This window comes from Streptomyces sp. NPDC004561 (assembly GCF_053602155.1).
In genome coordinates this window covers 1-5,545 of the sequence record NZ_JBSGDB010000534.1, presented here as the reverse complement: position 1 = coordinate 5,545, position 5,545 = coordinate 1, and the positions used below count along the sequence as shown (strand labels likewise).

The following is a 5,545-nucleotide window of genomic DNA, read 5'->3' as shown; positions in this document are numbered from 1 at the left end:
GCAGGACCCGGTGGAGCCCGAGGCGGCGGCCCCCGAGGCGACGGTGACGGCCGCCGCCGCGGACCCGCGCGAGTCCGCTTCCGAGACCCGGCCCGCCCCGGAGCCCTCCGACGACGAGGGCGACCGTCCGCAGCTTCCCCAGCGACGCCGGCAGGACCACGCCGCCGAACGGCCGCACCCGGTCCGCAGTGCCGGTGCCGCCGAGGACGTCGCACACGACCCGGGACTGATGGCCGCGTTCCAGACCGGCCTGCGAAGGGCCGAGGAAGCGGAGACGCCCTGATGGCCGCGACCGCCCCGAAGGCCGGGGCCCCCGTCCTGCAAGCCGTTTCCTTCTGTCGATAGAGGAGTACACGATCGTGGCGAGCGAAGACCTTTCCTGGCTGTTGACGGGCCTGGTGAACCGGGTGCCGCACACCCGGAGCGCCTTGTTGCTGTCCTCGGACGGGCTGGTGAAGGCAGCGGAGGGACTCGACGGGGACGCCGCGGACCAGTTGGCCGCGCTGGCCAGTGGGCTGTACTCGCTGGCGCGCAGCGCGGGCCGGCACTTCGACGACGGCGGTGACGTACGGCAGATCGTGACGGAGCTCAGCAACTCGCTGCTGTTCGTCTCGGCCGCCGGGCGCGGCGCGGTGCTGGCGGTGCTGGCCGGACGCGACGCGGACGCGGCGGTGCTGGGCTACGAGATGGGGATGCTGGTGAAGAGCGTGCGCCCGCACCTGGCCACGCCGCCCCGGCACCCGGTGGGATAACCGATGACGCCGGTCCTCCCGGACGGACCGCTGGTCGACGAAGCGGCCGGGCGGCTGGTCCGCCCCTACACGGTGAGCGACGGACGGACCAGGGCCACGTCCCACTTCACGCTGGGGACCATGGTGCGGGCCACCGGCGCCCAGACCCAGGGCGCCTTCGGCCTGGAGCATGCCCAGGTGCTGGCGCTGTGCGAGCGGCCCGTGAGCGTCGCCGAGGTCGCCGCCCGGATGCAGGTGCCCGCCGCCGTGGTCAAGGTGCTGCTGTCCGATCTGGCCGAGGGGGGCGCGGTGGTCGCAGGCGATGCGCCCCCGGCATCCCCCGACCACTACGCACAACCTGATCGAGACCTCCTGGAAGCGGTACGCGATGGCCTCCTCAAACGACTGTGACGCACTGCCCGCCGAAGTCCTGCCGGTGGGAATCAAGGTGCTGATCGCCGGCGGGTTCGGCGTGGGCAAGACCACCTTCGTCAACGCGCTCAGCGAGATCGAGCCGCTGAGCACCGAGGAGATGCTGACCGCCGTCAGCTCGGCCACGGACCGGCTGGACGGAGTGGAGAACAAGGCCACGACGACGGTGGCCCTGGACTTCGGCCGGATCACGCTCAGTCCGTCCCATGTCCTGTACCTGTTCGGCACGCCCGGGCAGGAGCGCTTCTGGTTCATGTGGGACGAACTCTCCGAGGGGGCGCTCGGGGCGGTGGTGCTCGCCGACACCCGCAGGCTGGAGCACTCCTTCGCGGCGGTGGACTTCTTCGAGCGGCGGGGCATGCCCTTCGTCGTCGCCGTCAACGAGTTCGACGGGGCCCACCGCTACCGCGGGGAGGAGGTGCGGACCGCTCTCGACCTCGGTCAGGAGGTGCCGGTGGTGCTGTGCGACGCCCGCGTCCAGGGCTCGGGCATCCATGTGCTGCTCGAACTGATTCAGCATCTGCTCACGACAAGGAGTCCCCATGGCAGCGACACCGACCAACCCCTCCTCCGGGCCTGAGTCCGCGATCGCCGTACGTCACCTGCTCCTCCCCCCGGAGGACCCGCAGGCGCGTGCCCGGTCCGAGCGGCTGCGCGAGCTGGGCATCGACGCCCGTCCGGATGCGGAACTCGACGCCTTCGCAAGGGAACTGGCACACCGTACCGGCGGCTGCTACGCGGGGGTCAACTTCTTCCTCGACGCCGACCGCCAGTACTACGCGGGCCTGTACAGCGCCGCGCAGGACAGCACGGTCCGCGTGGGACCGCCGTTGCTGGAGGAACCGGTGCCCGGCCGTGTCATGCCACGCGACATCGACATGGGGATCTGCCCACATGTGGTCAAACGCCGCCGGGCGCTGGTGCTGGAGGACATCCGGGACTTCCCGCGGTTCGCCGGCAACCCGGTGGTCGACGCGATCGGCGTCCACTCCTACCTGGGCGCACCGCTGATAGACAGCACCGGCGTGGTGCTCGGCACGATCTGCGTGGTCGACCAGGACCCGCAGCCCTGGGGGCGCAAGGGGCTGGAGACCATCAAGGCCATGGCTGCCGAACTGGTCGAGCGGCTGGAGGAGTCGGCGCCCCGTCGCGACGGGGCGGCGCTGCCGGACTCGCAGCGCTGAGGACACCCGGATCAGGGCTCACCGGATCCGGAAGGCAGCGGCCGCGGCGACGAGGGCGCCCCGTGGGAGACCGCGGGGCGCCCTCCGTCTCAGGAGCCCTGCCCCAGGGTCGCCGTCAACTCGCTTCGCCGTCGTATGCCCAGCTTCTTGTACGTGCTGGTGAGGTGGGTCTCCACGGTACGGCGTGCCAGGTGCAGGAGTTCGGTGATCTCCGTGTTCGTGCGGCCCTGTGCCGCCAGCTCGGCGATGCGGCGTTCGCTGGTGGTGAGGGCGGCCGAGCCGGTCCGGGGGGTGGCGGTGCGGCGGGCTCCGGTCGCTCGCAGGGCGTCGGCCGCCCGGGTGCGCAGCCGGCGGGCGCCGAGGCGCTCGGCGAGATCGGCGGCCTCGCGCAGGAGCTCGCGGGCGCGGGCGCGGTCGCCGCCGGAGGCCAGCCGGCGGCCGTAGGCGATCAGGGCGGCCGCCAGATCGGGTCCGGTGCCCGGCGGGCCGTCGCGCAGGAGCCGTACGGCCTCCTCGGTGAGGTCGAGGCCGCGGTGGCCGCCGGTCGCGGTGCCGAGGACGCGCAGCGCGCGGGCCACGGTGCGGGGCGTGTTCCAGACACGGGCCAGGCGAAGCTCCTCCTCGGCGAGCGCGAGCGCCTCGCGGGGCAGGCCGAGGGCCAGCCGGCACTCGGCGGCGGCGGTGCGCCAGGGAGTGACGACGGGGCTGACGACCTCGCGCGCGGACTGGCGGCGTCCGCACTCCAGGAAGTCGTGCAGGGCGCCGGTCGGATCGCCGCTCGCGGCGCGCAGCACGCCCCGGGCGTACAGGAAGCGGTTCAGTTCCCAGTTGTCGGGCGCCTGGCTCAGGTCGAAGCCGTCCGCGAGGCGCCGGGCCTCGCCCGGTCGGCCGGCCTCGACGAGGGCGATCACGGTGTGTGCGTGCGCGTTGGTGGGGACGGTGCCCGGCGGCAGGGGCCGGGACAGCAGGGCCGCGTGATCGGCGCGGGCCGCGACGATGTCGGCGCGGGTGTTGCGCAGCGCGTCGTGCACGGGGTGCAGCAGGCCGGGGCGTTGACCGGCCAGGCCGCGCTCCACCAGGCGTTCGGCGTCGGCGAGTTCGTCGGCCCACTGGGCGACCGCGGCGGCCGTGCCGATCAGGAAGGGCTCGGTGAGCGGGTCGGCCGGTTCGGCGAGGAGGGCGCGGATCCGCCGCACCGCCTCCTCGGCCGACGTCAGCCCGGCCAGGGAGGCGTAGCGGACCAGCAGGGCCTGGCCCGCCGTGCCGACCAGCTCGGGGGAGCGTTCGGCGGTGTCGCACAGCCAGCGGTGGACCTCGCGGCGGACCGCCTGGTCCTGGTCGGACAGGAGCGCGGACGCCGTCTGCAGGGTGCGGACCAGCTCGGGGCGGTCCGTCAGCTGGCCGTCCACGGCACGCAGTACGTCCATCGCGGCGCGCGTCCGGCCGCGGCCGGCCAGGGCCGTGCCGAGGGCGACGGCGGTGCGGACGCGGTCCTGCGGGGCGCCGGGCAGCCGCAGGGCCTCGTAGAGGTGGCCGATGCTCCGGGCGGCCTGGTGGTCGGCGTACTCGAGGGAGCCCAGCTCGGTCAGCAGCCGCTGGCGCCGGTCGTCGGGCAGCGGCTCGTCCAGGGCCCGGCGCAGGAAGGCGGCGGCCTCCTTGCGGCGGTCGTCGCGCAGGGCGAGCAGGACCGCGTCCTGCAGGACGGCCGGTGCCCAGGACCGGCCGACGGGGCCGGTGAGCAGCAGTTGGCGGGCCACCGCCTCCGTGGACGCGCCACTGTGCAGCATCGCCTCGGCGGCCTGCCGGTGCGCCGCGCTGCGCCGTTCCGCGGGCACGCCGATGAGCATCGCGTCCCGCAGCAGCGGGTGGGCGTAGCGGGGGCGCCCCTCCCGGTCGGACCGCAGCACGCCGAGCCCCGTCATCGCGGTGAGCCACCCCGCCACCCGCGGCGCGTCCGCCCCGGCCAGCTCGGCGAGCAGCGCCGCCGACCCCTCGTGCGGGCAGCCACCACCCCCGGCGACCGCGGCCGCGACGACAGCGTCCGGCCCGACGCTCCCGGGCGCCCCATAAGGACCGGCGGCGCCCCTGCGCGACGCCCCGCGAACACCGGCCACCGGCCCCGGCACCCCGCCGGACTCACCGGCACCGATGCCGGAAGTTCCGCGGCCGTCCGGCACGGGGGTCTGACCGTCCCCATAGGACTCACCGGCACCAACGGCAGAAATCCCACGACCGCCCAGCCCAACAGCACCGGCCGGGGACGGTACGGGGGTCTGGCGCGCGCCGTAGGGGTCGGCGGCGTCGGTGGGTCGCTGTGTGCCGTAGGGTTCCGCGGTCTCGGTGCGGGAGGGGGTGGGCGGAGCGGGTGGCCCGGAGGGTCCGTGCGGGCCCTCCCGGAAGCGGCCGTTCGATGGCTGCGGGACCCGGCGCGCTCCGGCGGACCGGGCCGTGAACCTCTCCTTCTCCTCCCAGCCCTCGTCCAGTACGGCCAGGGCGCGGGCGACCTCCGCCGTCGTCGGTCCGGCGCTGTCCAGCCACCAGGAGACGGCCGCCGGGTAGGCGCCGGGGTACAGCGCGGCCGTCGACGCGGGCACGGTCGGGTGCGGCCCGGCGCCGAGGTCGTCGAGGAGGGCGCGCAGGAGCAGGGGGTTGCCGGCGGCGGCCCGTACGCAGGAGTCCACCCAGGGCTCGGGAGCGTCCGGGAACACCGAACGCACCCGGCGCGCCGCCGACTCTTCGGTCAGCGGCACGAGGGTGTGGGTGCGCACGAGGGCCGGCGACAGGGTGTGGGTGAAGCCCGGGGCGGGCGGGTCGATGTCGTACTGGCTGCGTTCGGTGACGACCAGCAGGACCGGCAGCGGTAATCGGCCCACGTGCCGGGCGGACTCCACCAGCCAGCGGTGCGAGGGCGCGTCGGCGAGATGGACGTCGTCCACGGCGACCAGCAGCGGCGACTGCTCGGCGTGCGCGCGCAGGCGCCCCCACAGCCGGGCGGCCCGTTCCCGCTCGCTCTCGGTGGAGGCGTCGAACTCCTCGTCCGGGCCGAGGAGTTGCAGGGCCGCCGCGAAGGGCACCCCGGTGTCGCCGCGCGAGCAGCGGGCCCGCAGCACGCGCATGCCCTGCGCGTCCGCGTCCTCCGCCGAGGGCAAGGAGATCGCCGCCCGTCTGGCGCTGCGCATCGGCTCCGGCATCATCACC

General features: G+C 74.9%; 5 protein-coding genes and 1 pseudogene. 5 read left to right on the top strand and 1 reads right to left on the bottom strand.

Going from position 1 to position 5,545, the window contains the following annotated elements; all coding sequences use genetic code 11:
* The 5 genes and pseudogenes from ACWEN3_RS39990 to ACWEN3_RS39970 form a co-directional block, all read left to right on the top strand.
* Positions 1-283: pseudogene (locus tag ACWEN3_RS39990) on the top strand (sensor histidine kinase); the annotation flags it as partial.
* A gap of 76 nt (positions 284-359) precedes the next feature.
* On the top strand, positions 360-752 hold the full coding sequence (locus ACWEN3_RS39985; protein WP_452981706.1) for a roadblock/LC7 domain-containing protein: 393 nt from the start codon (positions 360-362) through the stop codon (positions 750-752).
* Between the two features lie 3 nt (positions 753-755).
* The gene (locus ACWEN3_RS39980; RefSeq protein WP_452981703.1) at positions 756-1,142 is read left to right on the top strand and encodes a DUF742 domain-containing protein; all 387 of its coding nucleotides are present in this window, start codon (positions 756-758) and stop codon (positions 1,140-1,142) included.
* The gene (locus ACWEN3_RS39975; protein WP_452981700.1) at positions 1,120-1,743 is read left to right on the top strand and encodes a GTP-binding protein; all 624 of its coding nucleotides are present in this window, start codon (positions 1,120-1,122) and stop codon (positions 1,741-1,743) included. Before ACWEN3_RS39980 ends, ACWEN3_RS39975 begins: the two co-directional genes overlap by 23 nt.
* Entirely contained in the window at positions 1,706-2,347 is a 642-nt protein-coding gene (locus ACWEN3_RS39970; protein WP_452981697.1) for a GAF domain-containing protein, read from the top strand. The genes ACWEN3_RS39975 and ACWEN3_RS39970 overlap by 38 nt, the downstream gene beginning before the upstream one ends.
* Positions 2,348-2,436: 89 nt before the next feature.
* On the opposite strand, the gene ACWEN3_RS39965 is transcribed toward ACWEN3_RS39970, so the two are convergent.
* Positions 2,437-5,545: LuxR C-terminal-related transcriptional regulator (locus tag ACWEN3_RS39965; RefSeq protein ID WP_452981694.1), on the bottom strand; the 3,109-nt coding region annotated here is incomplete at its 5' end.